General features: G+C 69.5%; 17 protein-coding genes and 1 pseudogene. 8 read left to right on the forward strand and 10 right to left on the reverse strand.

Annotation, left to right across the window (positions count from 1 at the left end; all coding sequences use genetic code 11):
* Positions 1 to 298 precede the first annotated feature (298 nt).
* The gene (gene mgtA / locus NGK70_RS10565) at positions 299 to 3076 is read left to right on the forward strand and encodes a magnesium-translocating P-type ATPase (RefSeq protein WP_251973184.1); all 2778 of its coding nucleotides are present in this window, start codon (positions 299 to 301) and stop codon (positions 3074 to 3076) included.
* 136 nt (positions 3077 to 3212) lie between these two features.
* On the opposite strand, the gene NGK70_RS10570 is transcribed toward mgtA, so the two are convergent.
* Entirely contained in the window at positions 3213 to 3482 is a 270-nt protein-coding gene (locus NGK70_RS10570; protein ID WP_251973185.1) for a hypothetical protein, read from the reverse strand.
* Between the two features lie 386 nt (positions 3483 to 3868).
* Here NGK70_RS10570 and NGK70_RS10575 point away from each other — a divergent pair, with 386 nt between their 5' ends.
* Both NGK70_RS10575 and NGK70_RS10580 read left to right on the forward strand, forming a co-directional pair.
* Positions 3869 to 4597: a Crp/Fnr family transcriptional regulator gene (locus NGK70_RS10575; protein WP_251973186.1), complete on the forward strand. Its 729-nt coding sequence runs from the start codon at positions 3869 to 3871 to the stop codon at positions 4595 to 4597.
* Between the two features lie 100 nt (positions 4598 to 4697).
* Positions 4698 to 5441 (forward strand): Crp/Fnr family transcriptional regulator, encoded by a 744-nt coding sequence (locus NGK70_RS10580; RefSeq protein ID WP_251973187.1) that lies wholly within the window; start codon positions 4698 to 4700, stop codon positions 5439 to 5441.
* On the opposite strand, the pseudogene NGK70_RS10585 reads toward NGK70_RS10580, so the two are convergent.
* From NGK70_RS10585 to NGK70_RS10600, 4 genes and pseudogenes are all read right to left on the reverse strand, one after another.
* Positions 5430 to 5646 (reverse strand): annotated as a pseudogene (locus NGK70_RS10585) (transposase domain-containing protein); the annotation flags it as partial. The gene NGK70_RS10580 and the pseudogene NGK70_RS10585 sit on opposite strands and share 12 nt — an antisense overlap.
* Before the next feature lie 48 nt (positions 5647 to 5694).
* The gene (tnpB, locus tag NGK70_RS10590; RefSeq protein ID WP_251973188.1) at positions 5695 to 5826 is read right to left on the reverse strand and encodes a transposase; all 132 of its coding nucleotides are present in this window, start codon (positions 5824 to 5826) and stop codon (positions 5695 to 5697) included.
* Between the two features lie 453 nt (positions 5827 to 6279).
* Positions 6280 to 6963, reverse strand: coding sequence for a phosphoribosyltransferase (locus tag NGK70_RS10595; RefSeq protein ID WP_251973189.1), 684 nt, complete (start codon positions 6961 to 6963; stop codon positions 6280 to 6282).
* A gap of 225 nt (positions 6964 to 7188) precedes the next feature.
* Positions 7189 to 7857 carry a Crp/Fnr family transcriptional regulator gene (locus NGK70_RS10600; protein ID WP_251973190.1) on the reverse strand — a complete coding sequence of 223 codons (669 nt, stop codon included), beginning with the start codon at positions 7855 to 7857 and terminating at the stop codon, positions 7189 to 7191.
* Between the two features lie 430 nt (positions 7858 to 8287).
* Between NGK70_RS10600 and NGK70_RS10605 the strand changes: the two genes are divergently transcribed.
* Positions 8288 to 9016, forward strand: a complete 729-nt coding sequence (locus tag NGK70_RS10605) for a response regulator (protein WP_251973191.1) — start codon at positions 8288 to 8290, stop codon at positions 9014 to 9016.
* A 38-nt stretch (positions 9017 to 9054) separates the two neighbouring features.
* Here NGK70_RS10605 and NGK70_RS10610 read toward each other — a convergent pair whose 3' ends face one another.
* Both NGK70_RS10610 and NGK70_RS10615 read right to left on the reverse strand, forming a co-directional pair.
* Positions 9055 to 11544 carry a PAS domain S-box protein gene (locus NGK70_RS10610; protein WP_251973192.1) on the reverse strand — a complete coding sequence of 830 codons (2490 nt, stop codon included), beginning with the start codon at positions 11542 to 11544 and terminating at the stop codon, positions 9055 to 9057.
* 290 nt (positions 11545 to 11834) lie between these two features.
* Complete coding sequence (locus NGK70_RS10615) at positions 11835 to 12590, reverse strand: nitroreductase family protein (RefSeq protein ID WP_251973193.1); 756 nt, start codon at positions 12588 to 12590, stop codon at positions 11835 to 11837.
* 259 nt (positions 12591 to 12849) lie between these two features.
* Here NGK70_RS10615 and NGK70_RS10620 point away from each other — a divergent pair, with 259 nt between their 5' ends.
* The 3 genes from NGK70_RS10620 (at position 12850) to NGK70_RS10630 (ending at position 16578) form a co-directional block, all read left to right on the forward strand.
* Positions 12850 to 13308, forward strand: coding sequence for an Hsp20/alpha crystallin family protein (locus NGK70_RS10620; protein WP_251973194.1), 459 nt, complete (start codon positions 12850 to 12852; stop codon positions 13306 to 13308).
* Positions 13309 to 13429: 121 nt separating this feature from the next.
* Entirely contained in the window at positions 13430 to 15877 is a 2448-nt protein-coding gene (locus NGK70_RS10625; protein ID WP_251973195.1) for a Lon protease family protein, read from the forward strand.
* Positions 15874 to 16578: a hypothetical protein gene (locus NGK70_RS10630; protein ID WP_251973196.1), complete on the forward strand. Its 705-nt coding sequence runs from the start codon at positions 15874 to 15876 to the stop codon at positions 16576 to 16578. Before NGK70_RS10625 ends, NGK70_RS10630 begins: the two co-directional genes overlap by 4 nt.
* A 43-nt stretch (positions 16579 to 16621) precedes the next feature.
* On the opposite strand, the gene groL is transcribed toward NGK70_RS10630, so the two are convergent.
* The 3 genes from groL to NGK70_RS10645 all read right to left on the reverse strand — a co-directional run bounded on the left by groL (position 16622) and on the right by NGK70_RS10645 (position 20623).
* Entirely contained in the window at positions 16622 to 18244 is a 1623-nt protein-coding gene (gene groL, locus NGK70_RS10635) for a chaperonin GroEL (RefSeq protein WP_251973197.1), read from the reverse strand.
* 314 nt (positions 18245 to 18558) lie between these two features.
* Positions 18559 to 20037 carry a DASS family sodium-coupled anion symporter gene (locus NGK70_RS10640; RefSeq protein ID WP_251973198.1) on the reverse strand — a complete coding sequence of 493 codons (1479 nt, stop codon included), beginning with the start codon at positions 20035 to 20037 and terminating at the stop codon, positions 18559 to 18561.
* 73 nt (positions 20038 to 20110) lie between these two features.
* A complete protein-coding gene (locus NGK70_RS10645) occupies positions 20111 to 20623 on the reverse strand; it encodes a host attachment protein (RefSeq protein WP_251973199.1) in 513 nt (170 codons plus the stop codon).
* Between the two features lie 420 nt (positions 20624 to 21043).
* Here NGK70_RS10645 and NGK70_RS10650 point away from each other — a divergent pair, with 420 nt between their 5' ends.
* The gene (locus NGK70_RS10650) at positions 21044 to 21286 is read left to right on the forward strand and encodes a hypothetical protein (protein ID WP_251973200.1); all 243 of its coding nucleotides are present in this window, start codon (positions 21044 to 21046) and stop codon (positions 21284 to 21286) included.
* Position 21287: the final 1 nt, after the last annotated feature.

The following is a 21287-nucleotide window of genomic DNA, read 5'->3' on the forward strand; positions in this document are numbered from 1 at the left end:
CCCCCCCCAAGACCTCACCGAGAAGGCCCGCCCCCACGTCATCGAACCGCACGACACCGAGGCGATCAACCAGTGGCCGTCGGCAGCGGGAACGCGACGCCGTCTACAAGGACGCTGCGGAGCGATGAGCCTGGGTGCTGCGCCGCTGTGATCCCCGTCCTGTCGTGTCCGTGCAAGCCATGCCGCCGGGCGGCGCATACTGGCTGGTGAGGCTTGGAAAGGAGCCCACCATGCACCTCGGCGCAGCGCAGTTCCCGCAGGCGGCCGCCCGGCAGGGCAGCGGCCGGGATGGGTCGTCATGCTGACCCGCCTGCAGACCTTTTTCAGCCGCTTCCTGCACCGGCGGCACCGGCGCAGGCACTTTGGCCGGCATCCGCTGCAGGATCTGCTGGCTGGGCGCGGGCCGCGATCGGTGGTGCCGCACCCGATGGCGCAGGACCTGCTGCGGGTGGCGGCGGACGAGCCCGCCGCCGCGCTGGAGCGGATGCACTCTCGCGCCGAAGGCCTGCAGCCCCGTGAAGCCGCGGCCCGACTGGTCCGGCAGGGGCCCAATGGGGTGGAACACGAGGTGGCGCTGTCGGCCTGGCGGCACCTGTGGCACTGCTACCGGGACCCATTCAACCTGCTGCTCACCGCGCTGGCGCTGGTCTCCTGGCTGACGGAAGACGCCAAGGCCACGCTGGTGATCGGCGCGATGGTGCTGCTGAGCACCGCCATCCGCTTCGTGCAGGAGCAGCGCTCCAGCCGGGCCGCGGAGGCGCTGCGGGCGCTGGTGGGCAACCGGGCCAGCGTGCTGCGCGGGACACTGCGGGCGTTGCCGATCCGCCAGTTGGTGCCGGGCGACGTGCTGCGGCTGTCGGCCGGGGACATGATCCCGGCGGATTGCAGGGTGCTTTCGGCGCGGGACCTCTTCGTTGCCCAGTCAGCGCTGACTGGCGAGGCGATGCCGGTGGAGAAGTTCGCCACCCGGCATGCCGGCCGCCCTGGTGAAGCGCGTGAGGCGGGTGAAGCGGTGCTCGACCAGGCCAACCTGCTGTTCATGGGCACCAACGTGGTGTCCGGCGCGGCCACGGCGCTGGTGGTCAATACCGGGGCGCGCACGGTCTTCGGCGCGCTGGCGCAGCGGGTGAGCGATGGCGACGCGCAGGCCGGCACGGTGCCCAACGCCTTCCAGGCCGGTATCAACCGCGTGAGCTGGCTGCTGATCCGCTTCGCCGCGGTGATGGTGCCGATCGTGCTGCTGGTCAACGGCTTCACCAAGGGCAACTGGCTGGAGGCCTTTCTGTTCGCGCTGTCGGTGGCGGTGGGGCTGACGCCGGAGATGCTGCCGATGATCGTCACCTCGACGCTGGCCAAGGGCGCGGTGGCGCTGTCGCGCCGCAAGGTGGTGGTCAAGCGGCTGGACGCGATCCAGAACCTGGGCGCGATGGACATCCTGTGCACCGACAAGACCGGCACGCTCACGCAGGACCGCATCGCGCTGGTGCAGCAGGTGGATGCCTTCGGCCGCCCGTCGCAGGCCGTGCTGCAGCTCGCCTACCTGAACAGCCACTACCAGACCGGGTTGAAGAACCTGCTGGACCACGCGGTGCTGGCGCGCGTGGAGCTGAAGGCCGAGCTGGCGCTGGACCAGGCCTTCCGCAAGATCGACGAAGTCCCCTTCGACTTCCAGCGCCGCCGCATGTCGGTGGTGGTGTCCCGGCGCGACGAGCAGCACCTGCTGATCTGCAAGGGGGCGGTGGAGGAGGTGCTGGCCGCCTGCACGCGGGTACGTGGAGAAGGGGCCGGTGACACGCTTGATGGCAACGCCGGTACCGGCGCGCAGGATGTTGCCCTTGACGCCGCCCTCGACGCCGAGCAGCTGGCGCGCGCCCAGCAGACCGCCGCGCAGTTGGCGCAGACCGGCCTGCGGGTGGTGGCGGTGGCGATGAAGACGCTGCCGCCCAGCCAGACGGTCTACGGCGTGGCCGACGAGGCGCAGCTGGTGCTCATCGGCTTCGTGGCCTTCCTCGACCCGCCCAAGGAGTCGGCCGCACCGGCGCTGCAGGCGCTGGCGGCGCATGGCGTGCGCGTCAAGGTGCTGACCGGCGACGGCGAGCCGGTCACTGCGCATGTCTGCGCCCAGGTCGGCCTGCCGGTGGGGCCGATCCTGACCGGCGCGGCGATCGAGCGCATGGACGACGCCGCGCTGGCGCAGGCGGTGCAGGTGTACGACCTGTTCGCCAAGCTGGCGCCGCTGCACAAGGAGCGCATCGTGCGCAGCTTGCGCGCCCAGGGCCACGTGGTGGGCTTCATGGGCGACGGCATCAACGACGCGCCGGCGCTGCGCGCGGCCGACATCGGCATCTCGGTGGACTCGGCGGTGGACATCGCCAAGGAGGCGGCCGACGTCATCCTGCTCGAAAAGAGCCTGATGGTGTTGGACGAGGGGGTGGTCGAGGGCCGGGCCACCTTCTGCAACATGCTGAAGTACATCCGCATGACGGCCAGCTCCAACTTCGGCAACGTGTTCTCGGTGCTGGTGGCCAGCGCCTTCCTGCCCTTCCTGCCGATGTTGCCGATGCACCTGCTGGTGCAGAACCTGCTGTACGACTTCTCGCAGACCGGCATCCCCTTCGACCATGTCGATGAGGAACTGGTGCGCCAGCCGCTGCAGTGGAACCCGGGCGACATCGGCCGCTTCATGCTGTTCTTCGGGCCGATCAGCTCGCTGTTCGACCTCACCACCTTCGCGGTGCTGTGGTGGGTGTTCTCGGCCGACACACCGGCTGAGCAAGGGCTGTTCCAGTCCGGCTGGTTCGTGGTCGGGCTGCTGACGCAGACGCTGATCGTCCACCTGATTCGCACGCCCCGGCTGCCGCTGCTGGAAAGCCGTGCCTCCCCGGTGCTGACCGCCCTGACCGTGGCCATCATGCTGCTGGGCCTGTGGCTGCCGATGGGCCCCTGGGCCGACTATTTCAAGCTGCAGGCGCTGCCGGCGGCGTTCTTCCCCTGGCTGGCGGTCATTCTGCTCGGCTATGCCCTGCTGGCCACGGCGATGAAGCGCTGGTACATCCGCCGCTACGGCTGGCAGTGAGCTGGCCGGGAGCCTGACGATCCCTGTTCCACCCCGAGAACCCCATCCACGGCACCCGCACCGCGCCTGCCAGCGCAGCGACCTGGCCCGCATCGCCTGCTCAACGGGCCGCGCCCCAAGAAATAGCCGCCTGGCGTCAGGCGGCAGCGACGACCTGGCGGTCGGTTGCCCGCTGCGGGTGCAGCGGATGTCGGTGAACGTGGAGCGCGGTTTCATCGACTGTGCGCGGGTGGATTGCCACAGCAACCAGACCGATCGGGCGCCAGCGGTGGATGGCGTGGTGGATGAGGCTGTCACCCACGTCGCCCACGTCGCCCACGTCGCCCGCGAGCACGCCCTGGCTCAGCGCGCAGGCCCGCCGGACGTCACCCAGGCACAGCGGTGGCAGCAAGAACAGCAGGGCCATCAGCAGGGCGCTCAGCACCGTGGGCGTGCCGATCAATGCGGCCGGCCGCGGCAACCCCGGGCAGCAGGAGCAGCCGCTCGGGCGGCGTGCGGGTGGCCAGCAGGTGCGCCAGCAGCAGCACGGCAACCAGCTACAGCAGGATGTCGGCCCAGTGGGCCGTCTTGCCGTGTTCAAGTCAGACCCACAGCGTGCGCATCCTCGGCAGGCGACGCACTCGACCCGGGACAGCTCGGCCAGCGCCGATGCCCCGGTGCTGGGCACGGTCAATCCGCTCCGTCTGTGCGCCTTCGAACGCACCGGGCATCCTGCGGGTGCTTATTGTGGTAAACCCTCCTTGCTTCCACCGTGTTCTGGCGAGTGGGCACAAACCGAACGGGAGGCCTGCCATGAACACCCATCCAGTTGCATCTGTTCCAAAGGACAACCAGCTCCTCGCGTCCCTTCCGGCTGCGGAGTGGCAGCGCTGGCTGCCACTGCTCGAGTGGGTGGAATTGCCGCTGGGCCAGGTGCTGTACGAATCCGGCCGGCCGATGTCGCACGTCTACTTCCCGACCACGGCGATCGTCTCGCTGCTGTACGTCATGGAGAGCGGGGCCTCGGCCGAGATCGCGGTGGTCGGCAACGAAGGGCTGGTGGGCATCGCCCTGTTCATGGGCGGCGAGACCACACCCAGTCGCGCCGTGGTGCAGAGTGCGGGCGATGGCTTTCGCCTCAGGGCGCAGGTGATCAAGGAGGAGTTCAACAACTCCAGCCCCGTCATGCACCTGATGCTGCGCTACACCCAGGCCCTGATCACCCAGATGGCGCAGACGGCGGTGTGCAACCGCCACCACTCGCTGGACCAGCAGCTGTGCCGCTGGTTGCTGCTGAGCCTGGACCGCCTGCACGGTAGCGAGCTGAAGATGACGCAGGAGCTGATCGCCAACATGCTCGGGGTGCGGCGCGAAGGCGTCACCGAGGCGGCCCTCAAGCTGCAGGGCGCCGGACTGATCCGCTATACGCGCGGCCACATCTCGGTGCTCGACCGCCATGGCCTGGAAGAACGCACCTGCGAGTGCTATGCGGTGGTCCGGCGTGAATACGACCGGTTGCTGCCCCGAGGGACGGCCACCTAGATCACAGCGGCCGGCCTTGCTGGCGTGCTGTGTGCGCTGGAAGACGGTGCGCAGGCGTGCAGGGGCGCACAGTGCCACACGCTCTGCCTGCCAACTCCCCGTGACCGCCGCTGAAAACCTGCTGATCGCCTCCCTCCCACGCAAGGTGCGCACGGACTTGCTGGCCGTGTGCGAACTCGTGCCCCTGGCCTCTGACCAGCTGCTGTGCCAACAAGGAGCCCGCCTGCAGGCGGTCTACTTCCCGACCGACGGTGCGATCTCGCTGCTCACATGCCTGCCGGGCGAGGCCGATGTGGAGGTCGCCATGGTGGGCCGCGAAGGCATGCTGGGCGCCCACTGTGCGCTGGGCATTCGCGAGGCGCCGCTGCGCGCCGTCGTCAGTTGCTCCGGTTTGGCGTGGCGCTTGAGCAGTGCGGCGTTCCGCATGGCGTTGAAGCGCAACGCCGCCGTGGAGCGCTGTTGCTGGCGTTACCTGCACCTGGCGATGTGCCAGCTGGCCACCTCGGTGGCCTGCCAGCGCCTGCACACCATCGGCCCGCGCCTGGCGCGCCTGCTGCTGATGCTCTGCGACCGCACGGGGACGGGGTCGTTGCATGTGACCCACGAATCACTGGCCCTCCTGCTCGGCGTGCGCCGCGTGGGCATCACCATGGCCGCTGGCGATCTGCATCGGAGCGGCCTGATCACCTACCACCGGGGCGAGTTGTCGGTGCTCGACCGCCCCGGGCTGGAAGCAGCCGCCTGCAGCTGCTACGCCGCCAACCTGCTGCTGCAGGCGCATTGGCTGCAGGCCACGGCGGGGATCAAGCCATGGCACCGAAGACCGCTCCGGCGGTCGCAGTGACCGCCATGGGTTGACGGGATGGTCTGCGATGCGGCCCAGCACCTCGCGCAGGTACACCTCGGGGTCGATCGAGCCCGTTGAACTTGGCTGTCTCCACCAGACTGTAGATCGCCGCCGCGCGCTGCCCGCCGGTGTTCGAGCCCATGAACAGGGACCTGCCGCGCCCCAGGGCCACGCCACGCAGCGCCCGCTCGGCCGCGTTGCTGGCGCTTGCTCAGCAACACCATGCCCTGGCCGTCGAACCACAACACCTTCACGATGTCGCCGCGCCGATCGCGGACGGCAAAGCAAAGACGTGACCGCCAAACGGGTTGGCCGCCAGGGTGGTCTGCACGATCGCAGCCAGGCCGTCGAAGCCCTTCCTCATGTCGGTGTGGCCCGCCACGATCCACACCCGCGTGTGCGCCGGCCGACTCGATCTGCACCGTCGGGCTGCCCGTGCCCACTGCGGATCGAATCCGCGCCTGCTGCGCAACGACGGTCACCGGCAACAGCCAGGGCCCTTCGTTCGGGGCTGCGCCGTGATGGCCGTGCAGTTGCATCCAACGCCGCAACCGATTGGCATTGACCGGATTGCTCCGCGCCCAGGGCCGACACCGAGATGCCCGGCTGCATCGCCTGCTCGACGACCCAGACCTTGAAGGGCGTGCAGTAGGTGTCGCGACCGCGCGCATGCGTGCGCTCGATGCGCTGACCGCTCCACACCGGCATGTGTCCATCGGCTTCCATGTGGGCACATGCCCGGCACTCACCCTCCTCGGGTCAATGCGGCCTTGAGGCCACGCGTACCGTGCTGCTGGCGCGTTGATCGCCGGCGGGCCGGCAGCTCGGCGGGCGATCAGGCGCGCTGGTCGTCCATGGCGCTCTTCTCGCGCGTCGTGCTCTGCAAGGCGTCGATCACCTCCTGGTCGCTCAGCTGGTGGAAATCGGCGTAGTGTTCGCCCACTGCGTGGAAAGGGATTGGCTCGGCCAGGCAGATGACGCGGTCGGCCTCGTGCCGCAGCGCCGCGATGGCCTCGTGCGATGCCACGGGGACCGCCACCACGAGCCCGGCGGCGCCGCGCTGTTTCAACGCCATCAATGCGGCACGCATCGTGACACCCGTGGCCATGCCGTCATCGCAGACCACCACCGTGGCGCCCTGTACCGGCACCGGCTCGCGCCCGGCCAGATAGAGTGACCGTCGGCGCACGATCTCCTGCCACGCCTGTGCCTTGCACTGCTCGATGTACCCCGAGTCGGCGCCGGAGCGCCGCGCCAGATCCTCATCGACGACCAGCAGCGGCTCGGCACCTTCGACCAGCGCGCCCACGGCCAGCTCGGACTGCCAGGGGGCGCCGATCTTGCGCACCAGCAACAGGTCCAGCACAGCGCCCAGCCGTTGCGCCACCGCCGCACCGATGGGTGCCCCGCCGCGCGGCAGCGCCAGCACCACCCGCGGCTGCGGCAGGCGGGCCTCGGCAACCCGCTCGGCCAGCATGGCAGCCGCATGCTGGCGGTCGTGGAACAGCGTGCGCGGCATGGCAACATCCTCCGTTCGATCACCACTCACTCAAGACCCCAGCCTAGCGCGGTGAGGTGCGGCCCGATTGAGCGCACTCACCCCGGCGCCCCTGCCTGCGCTGCGCGGCACACTCTGCGCCCCGAGGGTGGGGCGAATTCGCCATTGTTGGCGACACGTGCACCCGGTCCTCGAGCGCACGCTAACCGGGCTCGGTCCCAATGGCGCGAAGTCATCGTCACTGCTTCAGGCCGCTGCGGCCCGATGCCGGATGGCCAGATCGCTGTTGCGCCGCGTGCCACGCGAGTTGGCCACCAGCGCCGCGCGGTCGAGGATTTCGACGTCGCGGTTCTCCACCTGCAGCACCCCGTCGCGGGCCAGCAACGAGAAGCAGCGGCTCACCGTCTCGTGTGCCACGCCGAGCAGGCTGGCGATGTCGCGCCGGCCCATGCGCAGATGCAGGCGGCGCGGGGATTCGCCGCGCTCCAGCGCCCGGTCCGAGCACCAGACCAGGAAGCGAGCCAGGCGCGTCTCGGAGGCGACGGCGGCCATCATGTCCGCGATGCGCGCCGCGTCGACGAGTGCGCGGCTGACCGCGCTGTGCAGGGCCCGGGCCAGTTCGGGTGACGTCTGTAGCAGCCCATTCACCTCATGCACCGACAGCCCGTAGACCGTCGAATCCTCCAGCGCCACCGCCGTGGTCTGGTGGACGCCCCGACACAGGCCGTCGAAGCCCAGCACGTCGGCGCGCTCGGCAAAGCTGACGACCTGTTCGTAGCCGTCCTCGAGCATGCGCACGCACTTGAATGCGCCTGAACGGACGACATGGATCGAGCTGACCCGCGCGCCCTCCAGGTGCACCACGGACCCCATGGCCACCCGCAGTACCAGCGGCGGCACGCTCAGTTCGCCCAAGCGACCGCTTTCGGCCGCCCGCAGGCGCTGCAGCAACTCGCCTGGACAGGTGAGCGACGGCGACGGGGAATCGATGGGCGGATCACACCCGACATCGGCGACCGGACTCGGCAGGAGGGCAATCATGGCGTTCTGGCGACAAGGCGCAGGCATTGGCAGGCTGTCCGTCAGCATCGCCCGCCGTGCGAGGCACGGCAATCGGCGCTCGCCGTGTCGATGGCGAGGACTGCGCCGCCCCTGGAGGAACCGATTTCTCCCCTGCGTTCGGACTTTTCTGAGGCAGCGGTGCCTCCAAATTGAGGCGCGTCAAATGCCAGCCCCGTCCCGGGCGGACGACCTGGGCGGTTCGAGCACAGGCGGGCACACCCCGTTACGATGTGCAGGAGGATGTTCCCGACCATCAGGCCCCGGCGAATGAGGAGTACCTGCCTTGGAAACCTGCTCGAGTGCAACGCCCCTTCCCACCCTGCGGCAGTGTGTCCTCGTTGTCGATGACCACGCCCTCGTACGAGAAGGACTGCGCCGGATCCTCGAATCCACGCCGCCTACCTTCGAAGTCGTCGAGGCCGACAACGCCGCGCAAGCCCTGAAGATTCTGCGCCAGCATCCAGTGAATATCGCGACCGTCGACCTGTCCATGCCGGGCATGGGCGGACTGGAACTCACGCAGCACATCAAGAGCGAGTTCCCCGGCGTTGGCGTGTTGATGCTGAGCATGCATGCCGAGGAACAGTACGCAATGCGCGCATTCCAGGCCGGAGCCGACGGCTACCTGACCAAGAGCAGCGCGGGCTCGGAACTGGTGGCGGCGATCCGCAAGGTCGTCGCCGGGGGTGTCTACGTGACGCCTGGCCAAGCCGAGTATGCGGTGCGACGGCTGGCGCCGGGGCCTGCCGCGCGCACCCGCGCCGAGCTCAGCGACCGGGAGTTGGACGTGCTGCGCCGCCTCGTCTGTGGCGAGCGGCCCAAGGAGATCGCCCGGGCCCTGGACCTGTCGATCAAGACGATCAGTGCCCACAAGGCGCGCATCCAGGACAAGCTGCAGCTTCCCTCCACGGCGGCGCTGATCCGCTACGGCCTCGAGCAGGGGCTGGGGGGCGACCCGTTGCGCGCGGTCGCGAACACACCCGCGGCGCGGGGGACGCTCCCCGCTGAGTAGATCCGGTGCGATGCTGCGGGTATGCCGGTCAGGGTCGGTCAGCCCCGGCCACGGCGGCTCCTGCTGCCCAGCGAAAGCGACGCTGGACACGGCGGCAGCGGCAATTCGACCTCGATCGTTGTGCCCTGGCCGGGCTCGCTGCGTATGAGCAGGCGGCCACCAGCGGCGCGCACCCGCTCGCGCATGCCGAGCAGGCCGAACGACGTCGCTGAGCGCCGACGGTCGGCGGGGATGCCCATACCGTCGTCGCCTATCGACAGCTGCAGTGACTGCCCGACCATGCTGGCCAGGCGGATCCGGACTCGGCCCGCCCCCGCATGTTTGCCTACGTTGTTCAGCGCCTCCTGGGCAACGCGGTAGAGACAGGCCCAGGTCGGTGCCGCACAGGCTTCGTCGGCCGGCCGCAGCTCGGCGCTGTCGACCTCGCAGGAGATGCCGCTGCGCTGTGTGAACTGCGAGGCCAGGTTCTCGATCGCCGCCGCCAGGCCCAGGTCTTCGAGGATCTGCGGGCGCAAGTCAGACACGATGCGTCGCGTCGACGCGATCAGCTGCTCGCCCAGGTGCTTGATACCGGCCAGCGCGCGCCGTGCAGGCGAGTCGTCATCACCCAGGTACTGCCCCACCGCAGCCGCCTCCATCAGGATGGCTGCCAAGCCCTGTTGCAGGTCATCGTGCAACTCACGTGCGATGCGCAACCGCTCGGCCTCCTGCACCCGGTCCTGCGCGTCGATCAGTTGCTGCAGTTCCGCATGCGAGGCCTGCAACTGCGCCTGGAGGCGCTTCATGTCGCTGATGTCACGCGCGGTGATCACTGCGCCGACGATTTGCCCCTGCTCGTCACGGATCGGCGCGTAGCTGTAGCTGCCGGTCAAGTACTCGCCGGTGTCCTTGCGCCGCAGCCCGTACTCGACGCTGCGGCCGACCTCGCCGCGCAACGCCCGCGACACCGCCCACTGGTCCAGCGGCGCAGGGCTGCCATCGGCCAGGCACACGTCGAAGAGGGCGGGGTACTCCGCCTGCCGGCGCGGACAAACGGCCTTGCTCGCGAAGCCGTGGAAACCTGCAAACGCGCTGTTGAACTCCAGGAAGTTGCCCTGGGCGTCCGAAATGAACACCGCATCGGCGATGCTCTCCAGCGCCGCCTCGAGCTTGGTCTTGGTGGCGCGCACTTCCGCCTCGGCGCGAGCGCGCTCGATGTCGGCCCGGATGCGTTCGGCCACGTCCTCGAACAGGGCCACCTCCTCGGGCAACCACGCCCGCGGGGTCGCGGCGTGTACGAAGAACACCGCCTGCAACTGCCCCCCCTTGCGCACCGGGACGTTCACCGTGGCAGCCAGCTGCAGCCGCGCATGGGCGGCCTTTTCGGCCGGCGAGAGCGTGGGGTCGCCGGCGATGTCCGGACGCACCACCGTGCGCCCGACGCGGAAGGCGAGCAGCAGGTGATCGCCGTAGTCGGTGTAGCGGTACCGCCCCTCGATCCCCGGCACCCCGCGATTGAAGCCGTGGCGCAGGGTGATCGTCTCGCCGTTGCCATCGTCCTCCGCGTAGCCCACGCGGGCCGCGTCGACGAATTCACCGAGCAGGCAACTCGCCTCGCGGGCAATCGCCAGGGGATCATCGAGCGAGCGCAGCCGGTCGTTCAACCGCACCAGAAAGCTCTGGCGCGCCTCGCGCTCGCGCAGCGCCGCCTCGGCCGCGCGGCGCAAGCTGATGTCCTGGAGCAGCCCCACCACGCGCACTGGGCGGCCGTCTGGCGTGCGCACCACGCTGCCGCTGACTTCCACCCACACCACGGAGCCATCCTTGCGCACCAGCCGCTTTTCCACCCGGTAGTCCGCCGTGCCGTCCAGCAAGGCGGCGAACTTCGATGGATCGACCGGTTCCTCGGGGTGGTTCAATCGGTCGGGACCCATCTGCAGCAGCTCAGCCGACTCGTAGCCGGTCAGCGCGCACATGGCCGCGTTGACCGCCAGGAAGCGCCGGTTGGCCGGGTCGATGTGCGCCATCGCGACGCTGCTGTGACTGAAGGTGGCGGCAAACAGCTGCTCTGAGCTGTAGAGCGCGGCCGCGATGCGTTGCGCCTCACCGAGGTCGCGCAGGATCACGGTGTACAGCCGCTTGCCGTCCACATGCACCTGAGAGATGCCCGCTTCGAGGGGGAACTCCTCGCCGTCGGCGCGCAGGCCGACCAGGTTTTCGCGGCGCCCCATGCGACGCGCAGCCGACTCCTCCGCGCCGAAGGCCGCCACATCCGCCCGGTGCTGCGTGCGCAGGCGCTCAGGCAGCAGCGTGGCCAGGGGCGCACCCACCAGGTCCTCGACCCGGCAGCGAAAGATCTCCGCCGCGGCCCGGTTGGCCATCACGATGGTCTGCGATCCATCAGCGGTGATGATGCCCTCACTGGCGGTCTCCAGGATGCCGCGCAGCTGCCCTAACCGAAGCATCAGCGCGTCATGCTCCATGCGGCGCCGCGCCAGACGGGTGCGGACCACCCTCCTGGGTTCCTTGCCGCTGCGAGGGCTCTTCATCGTGGCTCCCGTTCAGAGGTCCAGTTCATCCCTTCGGCAATGCCGACCTGGACCACGGTGAGCAATGGCACTCCGGACATTTCGAAAGGGATCGTCGGGTGTTGCAGCCTTTGGACTTGCTCAACCCCCTTGCCGGCGCGCCCGGACCGGCCCTGCCTGCCAGACGCCCACCGCTGTACCCGTCTGGATGCAACGCCGCTCTCCCCGCATGATGGGTCGGCCGCGCATCGCAGGAATTGACCGAGCGCAGGGAAACGATCCGCCCTTGCGCAGACCCGTGCATCGGCGCATCAGGCCGCCGGGTAGCCGACGGTCTGGGCAAAAACGACGAATTGCCCGGCACTCAAGCGCATGGCATGGGCAAGGAGGTCCGCGTCGAGCGCGTCGCGGAACACGCAACCGAGCCCTTCCGAGGCGCAGTAGAGGTAGACGTTCTGGCCGGCAAACGCGGCGTCGACCGAGCCGCGCAGCCGGCGCTCATCGGCCGGCAGTTCCTCCATGCGCTCCCCATGGACGACATAGACCAGGTTCAACGGCGCGGTACCTACGAAGTCCTGGATGCCGGTCTGGGCGCGTAGATCGATGCCGAGGTGCTGGCGCAGTGCGTGCAGCCCGGGTTCATAGAGCCACACCCCGTCGGTCATCACCGCGTAGACGCTGACCCCTGTCGGGTGGCGCCAATACGGCACCGTGCGGCCGTCGCCAGGCCGGTTGACGCCACCGGCGGACCAGAGAACATCGGCAAGCTGCCGCATGCTCAGCGGGGTGGGAAGGTACTCGCGTGTGGAGTGGCGCAGGGACAGTGCCCGCATCAACGGCTGGCCAGCCACCGGCGATGGCGCGGGCAGGGTGCGCAACAGGCCCTGAGCGGGCACGTGGGCAGGCAGCGTCGCGAGGGCCTGGGCCGCCAGCGGGCCTGCCAGATCGTGAGCCGCGCAGGCCCTCGCCGCCGGCTCGCCGCCGGCCACCTCGTCGGGCGTGCCGGGGAACGGCTTGAGGAATGGGATGCCGGATGGGGTGGGGGCCATGGTGGGCACATCGCTCATGGAGGTTCTCCACTGGAGTTCGGGGCGGTCCTCTGGAACACACAAGGGTGGATCACATCCACCCAGACTGCGGCCGTCCCCTGGCCAGGTCATTGAGCAGGCTCACTCACCCTGCCTGGGCCGGCCTCTTTGTTCCCCACTGCCACGCCTCGGAGGCGACGCACAGGGCGTTCATTGAGTGCACGCAATGCGGCCCCGATGCTGCACCCTAGAGTGCGGCGCAGGGCACTCGTTGAATGTGCCGTTTCAGGAGAGAAACATGGCCGCACTCACCCGCTACGAACCGATCGACGACTGGCTGATGGACACCTTGCGCGACCCGGCACGTGATCCCTGGCGTGACATGTTCCGACGCCTGACGCGCAGCCATTGGCCTGCGCTGCGCGCGCCCGACGACATGCGCGTCGACGTGACCGAGAACGACACGGCCTACACGGTGCGTGCCGAGATCCCGGGGGCCAAGAAGGAGGACATCGCCGTGAAAATCGAGGGCAACCTCGTTTCGATCGATGCCGAGATCAAGGAGGACAAGGAAACCAAGGGCGACGGTGAACGCGTGCTGATGCGCGAGATCTACCGCGGCTCGATGTCGCGCGCCTTCACACTGCGCCACGACGTCGACGACCAGCAGGCCAACGCGAAGTTCGAGAACGGCATCCTCACCTTGACGATACCCAAACGCGCCGGGGTGAAGAGCACCACGTTGCCGATCGGCTGACCCGCCTGCCCGGCAGGGAGTCCCACCGCCGTTGCGCTGGCGCAAAGCCGTCGCGCCCGATCGCACTGACGATCGCGTGATTTCGTCACGAACGGGAATGTCGATGGGTGCTCATTTGCTTTTGCCCCACGAACTGGCCCGACGCTGCGATCCGTCCGGGCTGCTGCAGGATGACTCTGCCGGCGGGCCGGCGGAAGCGTCCGTCGGCGCGCCGGAGATCGTCGGCCAGGAGCGTGCCAGGGAGGCCGTTGCCTTTGGTCTGGCCGTGCAGCAGGCGGGGCACCACCTGTTTGTCACGGGGCCGACGGGTTCGGGCCGACGCACGCTGGCTCGACAGGCCATCGCCGCCCGTCTGGTGCGAGACGGGGTGACACGCTGGGACTGGGTTTACGTGAACCACTTCGACCAGCCCCACCGTCCCCTGGCGTTGCGCCTGCCCCGCGGGCGCGCGGCGCCGCTGCGCCAACACCTGCGCGAGTTGTGCGACGACCTGCGCACGACCATCCCGGCCACCTTCGAGTCCGAGGAGCACGCCGCGGCGGTCGAACGGCTCCACACCGAATTCAAGGAGCGCGCCGAGCAGGCCGTGCTCGCCGTGGGCGCCGAGGCCCAGCGCCACGGACTGGTGATGGTGCGCACGCCGGTGGGCCTGAGCTTCGTGCCACGCAAGCACAACGAGCAGGGCGAGGACGAGGTGCTGGACCCGAAGGAATTCGAGGCCCTGCCCCAGGCCGAGCGCGAACAGTTGCAGCAGGCAATGCAGGCGGCGCAGGAGCAGCTGGTGCGCGCCCTGCGCAGCACGGTGCGGCTGCGCAAGGAGCACGCCGACCGGCTGCGCGAGCTGACCCGGTCGATGATGCTGGTGGTGGTCGAGCACGCTGTGGCGGAGATCCAGGCGCACTACCGGGACCTGCCCGAGGTCCTGGCCTGGCTCGACGCGGTGCGTGAGGATGTCACCGACAAGGCCACACGCTTCCACCACGCGCCGACCGAAGACGGCAGCGGCACCGAGACGACCAGCATCGAGATCGACCTGTCGCCCTATGAAGTCAACGTGCTGGTGGACGGTGACGGTGACGGCGCCCCGGTCGTCGAGCTGGATCACCCGACGCATCCGCGGCTGATCGGGCGCATCGACCACCTCGCCCGCATGGGCACGCTGCTGACCGACTACCGCCTGATCAAGCCCGGCGCGTTGCACCGCGCCAACGGCGGCTACCTGCTGATCGACGCTGAGAAGCTGCTGGTGCAGCCCTTCGCCTGGGACGCGCTCAAGCGGGCCCTGCTCAACGGCGAGGTCCGCATCGAGTCGATCGCCGAGCACCTGAGCCTGGTGTCGACGGTGCAGCTCGAACCGATGCCGGTCCCGCTGGCGGTGAAGGTGGTGCTGTTCGGACACCGCCGCATTGCCGAGCTGCTGCAGACCTGGGACGTCGACTTCCCGCGCCTGTTCCGGGTGATCGCCGATGTCGACGACGATCTGCCGCGCACGCCGGCGACGCAGCAGGCGCTGGCGCGTTCCTTGCTGTCAAAGGCCCGGGCGCAGGCGCTGCTCGAACCCAGCGCTGCGGCGCTGGGACGCCTGATCGACCATGGCGCCCGGGAGGCGGGTGACGCCACGCGCATCGGCGCGCGGGTGCAGCGGCTGGTGGACGTGCTGACCGAGGCCGACCACCTGGCGCGGGCGGCGCAGCACACCGGCATCGAGGCGGGTGACATCGCCGCGGCCCTGGCCGCGCGCCGGCGCCGCGCCAGCCGCATCGACGAGCGCTTGCGTGGGGAACTGGCCCGCGGCACGCTGATGATCGACACCCACGGCGAGCGCGTCGGCCAGGTCAACGGCCTGATGGTCTACGAGAGCGCGGGTGAGACCTTCGGCGAACCGGTTCGCATCACCGCGACGACCCGACTGGGCAGTGGCGAAGTCATCGACATCCAGCGCGAGACTCGGCTGGGCGGGCCGATCCACGCCAAGGGCGTGCTGATCCTGTCGGCCTTCCTCGCCGCGCGCTACGCGCGCCTGCACCCGCTCGCGCTCCACGCCAGCCTGGTGTTCGAGCAGACCTACGGCTTCGTCGAGGGCGACAGCGCCTCGCTGGCCGAGCTGCTGGCGCTGCTCAGCTCGATCGCCGAGGTGCCGATCCGGCAGGGCCTGGCGGTCACCGGCTCGGTCAACCAGTTCGGCGACGTGCAGGCCATCGGCGGCGTCAACGAGAAGATCGAGGGCTTCTTCGACCTGTGCGCCGCGCGCGGTCTGGACGGCAGCCACGGCGTCGTCATCCCGCAGAGCAACGTGGCGCACCTGATGTTGCGTGAGGACGTGGCCGAGGCGGTGGCGGCAGGACGTTTCTCGGTCCACGCGGTGGGCCACGTCGACGATGCGATCGAGGTGCTGACCGGCCTGGCGGCCGGCGCCGCGCTGGCGCCCCAGCCCGACAGCATCAACGGCCGCATCGGCACGCGGCTGCGCCGCATCGCGCAGCTGCAGAGTGGCGAGCCGCGCTGGACGCGGCGCCAGGGCGGCGCGGCCAGCATGCGCACCAGCTCGCCGCGCCGGCAGCGGCCATGATCAAACCGACGACCACCGAGGTGCTGCACGCGGTGCTGGACGACGCCGCGGGCGGCGCCACGCTGATCGAGTGCGCGGCGGCGCTGGCCCACGCGCTGCGGCGCTCGCTCGAACTCGTCCACGTCGAGAACCTGGTGGCGCTGCACGCGGCCGCACTCCCCCGCACGCGGGCGCTGGCCCACGCCGGTGCGAACTGGGAGGCGTTCGCCCCCGAGGACGTGGAGCGGGGCTGGCGGGCGCAGGCCGCACGGCTGCGGGCGCTGGCCGGGGACATCGCGCCGCGCCATGCGGTGACCTGGTCGCTGCGCTCCGTGCGCGGGCGCTGGCCACGCACCGCGATGGAGCTGACGGAGGACGTCGACTTGCTGTTCGTGGGTGCCCTGCCCGGCGTGATGGGCAGCAATGGGGCGCCAGGCCTGCGCATGAGCGCAGCCAGTGGGTCGCGCCGACCCTCCGCGGCGGACCTGCGCAGCGTGGTCCTGCTGGATGACGGGAGCGAGGCTGCCGAACGCGCACAGCCGTTCGCGAGCGAACTGTCCCGCACGCTCCACGCCCCGCTGCAGGTGTGGCGCTTGGACGCCGACAGCGATGCCGCAATTCGGCAGCGCCTGCGCAATGCCACCGTCTGCGTGCTGCCGCGCATGCTGGCGACGCCCGCCCGGTTGGCGCAGGCGACCTGCCCGCTGCTGCTGGTGGCTTGAGCGGATCTCCAGGTCCTGAAGTCTGCCCTGGCGCAGGATCAGATCAGTACAGATCGGCGGCAGGCGGCGTCGCAGCGCCTGACGGTGCCGGCTTGGCGGCAATCATGCAGCCGGTGGTGAGCAGCAGGCTGGCGATCGAGGCCGCGTTCTGCAACGCCAGGCGCGTGACCTTCGCCGGGTCGATCACGCCCATCTCCAGCAGGTCGCCGTATTCACGGCTGCTGGCGTTGTAGCCGTAGGCTCCTTCGGCGGCGGCGACACGCCCCAGCACCACCGAATCCTCCTCGGCGGCGTTGCGCACGATCTGGCGAAGCGGCGCCTCGAGCGCCCGTTGCACGATCTGCATGCCGGCAGCGATGTCGCTGTTCGCCCCCTGCGCCTGATCCAGCGCCCGTCGGCAGCGCAGCAGCGCCACCCCGCCGCCGGGCACGATGCCTTCGTCGACCGCGGCACGCGTGGCGTGCAAGGCATCCTCCAGGCGGATGCGGCGCTCCTTCATTTCGGCCTCCGTGGCTGCCCCAACCTTCAGGACGGCCACCCCGCCGGTGAGCTTGGCGACGCGCTGCTCGAGCTGCTCACGATCGTATTTCGTGGTGGCCTTGTCCTCGATCGCGCGCCGCAACTGCGCCACGCGCTCTGCGATCACCTGCGGATCGCCGCCACCACCGACTACCGTGGTGTGATCCTTGCTGACTTCGACACGCCGGGCGCGTCCCAGCCGCTCGGGGGTCACCTGCTCCATCGACAGGCCGAGTTGCTCGCTGACGACCTGGCCGCCCGAGAGGATCGCCAGGTCCTCCAGCATGTCGCGCCGCCGGTCGCCAAATCCGGGCGCGCGCACAGCGCAGCACTTGACGACACCACGCAGGTGATTGACCACCAGCGTGGCCAGGGCCTCGCCTTCGAGCTCGTCGCAGACCATCAGTAGGGGGCGGCCCTCCTTGGCCACCAGTTCGAGCGCGGGCAGCACGTCCTTGACCGTCGCAATCTTGCGGTCGGCCAGCAGGATCACCGGATCCTCGAGCACCGCCTGCTGCTTGTCCGCCTGCGTGATGAAATAGGCCGACAGGAAACCGCGGTCGAACTGCAGGCCCTCGACGACCAGCAACTCGCTGGCCACACCGGTGCCGTCCTCGATCGTGATGGCGCCCTCGCGCCCGACCTTGTCCATCGCCTGGGCGATCAGCGTGCCGATCGAGCGGTCGTTGTTGCCCGAGATCGCCGCCACGTGGGCGATCTCCGCCGATGTCCGGCAGGGCTGCGCCAGCTGCCGCAGCGCCTCGACCACCCGCTGTGTGGCCTGCTCGATGCCGCGGCGCACGTCCATGGGGTTCATGCCCGCGGCCACCACTTTCATGCCCTCGCGCACCATGGCGCGCGCCAGCAGCGTTGCCGTGGTGGTTCCGTCGCCGGCCATCTCGCTGGTGCGCAGGGCCACCTCCCGCACCATCTGCGCGCCCATGTCCTCGAACGGATCCTCCAGCTCGATCGCCTTCGCAACGATCACGCCCGAGTTCACCACCGTCGGCGCGCCGAACGGCTGCTGTAGCAACACCGTGCGTCCACGCGGGCCCAGGGTGAGCATCACGGCATCGGCCAGGATGTCGACGCCGTCAGCGATCTTGCGGTGGGCGGCATCGTCGAACAGGAGGATCTTGGCATTCATGCCAACAATCTTGGCCGCACGACGGCGCAATGCGTTGAGAGCACTCAACTGCTGCGATGTCGGGCCGGGCGCGCGCTTGCGCCGGTCCCTCGGCCGATGGGGTGCGTGCAAGCCGGAACGGACATTCCTGGCCATGATGGATGGCTCAAGTCCCCGAGCTCGCCACGTCCCTGCGCGTCCTGATCATCGACGATTCCCCTGCCATCCAGCACGCCCTGGGTGCTCTGCAGGTGGCTCAGTCCGGCATCGAGGTCGTGGGCTGCGCCAGCGAGCGGGCGAGCGGGCTGGCGGGTCCAAGGCGGAGGCGGGCGCAGTCAGCGCCACACCGGCCCCCAGGTGAGCCACGGCCAGACTACCCCCAGCAGTGCGGCGAAGTACAGCATCCCGAAGCCGGCCCCAAGTGCCCAGAACATGCTGCGACCCAGGTAGCCGCTGGCCGCATAGATCGGGGCGCAGCCGGTGGCATAGGGCGAAATCACGCCCATCAGCCCCAGTGCATGGACGCACAGCATCGCCAGCATCGGCGCGTCCAGCCCCGGCACGCCCTGCGCGAGTGCCAGAACGACCGGCAGCACCGCCAGCGCGTGCGAGGTCACGCTGGCGAACAGGTAGTGGCTCCAGAAGAACAGCGCCAGCATGGCGACCAGCGTGAGCCGGGGATCGAGTTCGTGCAGCGGTGCGGAGGCACGCTGCGCGAACCAGCCGATGAAACCGGTGCGGCTCAAGCCGTCGGCCAGCGTGAGCACCGTCGCGAAGTAGAGGAACACCCCCCAGGCCTCGCGGTCGCCAGTCAGGTCGTCCCAGGTGATCACGCCGAGCAGCAGCATGGCCGAAGCGGCCACCAGTACCACGGTCACCGGATGCAGCGAGCCCGCTCCCGGCCACGGCAGGCCGAGGTATGGCTGGCTGCCGGTGACCCACAGCCAGATCGCCAAGAGCACCAGCGCGGCCATCGTCCACTCGGCGCGCGTCACCGGCCCCATTGCCTCCAGCTCACCGTGGGCCCACTCGACGGTGGCGCTGGAGTCTCCCACCTTGGGGCGCAGCAGGGCGTACGACAGCGCTGGCACGAGCAGCAGCAGCAGGATGCCCGCCGGGGCAAAACCCAGCGCGAACTGCAGCCAGCCCACCGACACGCCGGTGGCCTTGTGCGCCATCGCCACCGCCGCGGCATTGGGCACCAGGGCAGTGATGAACATCGAACTGGTCACTGCGGTCGAGGCGAACGCGGTCCACATCACGTAGCTGCCGATGCGCCCCTCGCCGGCCCCGGGCGTGCTGCCGTACAAGGGCGGGATCTGGCTGACGATCGGGTAGATCGTGCCGCCGCTGCGCGCGGTGTTCGAAGGGGTTCCCGGCGCGAGCGCCAGATCCGCCAGCGCGATTGCGTAGCCCAGGCCCAGCGTGCGGCGGCCCAGCCGGCGCACCAGCATCAGCGCGATGCGCCGCCCAAGGCCGCTGCGGCGGTAACCGATGGCGAAAAGGAAGGCGCCGAAGGTCAGCCAGACCGTCGGGTCCGAAAAGCCCGCCAACGCCCAGGCGATCGACTCGGCCGGGTCGTCGTGCACCGCGCCCGTCGCGGTGAGGAAGGACAGCGCCATCAAGCCGATCGCTCCGCCCGGCAACCCGGTAACCACCAAGGCGGTGATCGCCGCAGCAAACACGGCGAAGTAATGCCATGCAGATACCGCCAAGCCCTCCGGTGCCGGGCATACCCGCAGCGCTCCCCAAACCAGCCAGGGCAGTACCAGCGCTGCCGAGCGGACAGGTTGCGAAGGCAAAGAGAACCTCACGCCCGCTGCCAATCCGTTGAATGTGGCCGACCCGCCCCGATCCCACCAAAGCGAGGTGGATCCTGGGCAGGCCTCAACCGTGTGTCAGCAGCCGCTGCGCCAGCTCCGCGTCGTGCAGCGTGGTGTAGTCGGCCTCGAAGGTGCGCAGCACGAGCTTGCGCGCTTGCTGGCTCAGGTGCGACTTCAGGCGCCCCATGAAGGGATCCGAGGCCACCAGCGTGACGCCGACGCAGCGCCCGTTCGCCACTCCGTCGTTCACGCAGGCGGCCACTTCGCGGGCGAAGCGGTCCTGCTCGCGGGTGTGTGGATCGGTGCGCGCAACGTAGGCGGCGCTGCCCAGGCCGTGCCCCTGTCCTTCGACGTGCCCCGGTCGGTCGTCACCGAGATCCACGCCCTTTATGCGACTCTGCGGGTGCACGAGATCGGCCACGCTCGTGAACTGCCCCAGGCCGGCCTCGACCTCGAGGACCCGCGCACGTGCGCTGTTCGCCACCACCAGCCAGTTTTTCTTCACAGCAGTCTCCTGGACCATTTCCCGGCCCAGATGCTCGACGCTTTCGACCGTGTACCGATTGAGGGCACTCAATCCCGGTCATGACCACGTTGTCGAGCCGAGTCCGCAGCCGGGGCCAGGGAATGCCTGGACATGACCTTGCCCCTGCGAGAGCTTCTTGCAAGATACCTATCGTGCATGTGCCCGACTGCATCCGTTGATGCGGTCCGGGGTGGCTGTCGTGCAATGGTCGTTCCCTGACCCGCTGCAGCGCTGGTGCGGTGGCGAAGACTGGGAGGAAGCCCGGGCCCAGCCACTGGAGCAGCCCGACGGCGGCCGATCAGCCACCCAACGTCCTGCAGTCCCTCGTATGTGCGGTGGTGCACCGTGGCCCTATGTGGGCCGCCGCACCGACCTGCGCGGCGCGACCGCCTATGTTCAAGAGTTGATGGTGGCGCTGCCGCCATCCCAGCAGAGGCCTCGAGGTACGTTGCCCCTGCCATCAAGGACCCCATGACGACGACCCCTGCGCGCAGCCCCTGCTGGAGCACCTCCTCCTTCGGACGGGCACCTGACACCACGCCCCAGGAGCTGTGTGCGCTCGGCGAGCACCTGAGCCTGTGCCGTGGGCGCCACGGCCGCTGGTCGGCCCTGTCCTGCGCCATGCAGGCGTTGCGCGGCATCGTTGCGGCACGCGCGATGACCGCCTGGCTGGTGGCGGGCCTGTTGCTGGCCGTGGTCATCGCCGTCTCCTGAG

Source organism: Sphaerotilus microaerophilus, assembly GCF_023734135.1.
GTDB classification, from domain to species: Bacteria; Pseudomonadota; Gammaproteobacteria; order Burkholderiales; family Burkholderiaceae_C; genus Sphaerotilus; species Sphaerotilus microaerophilus.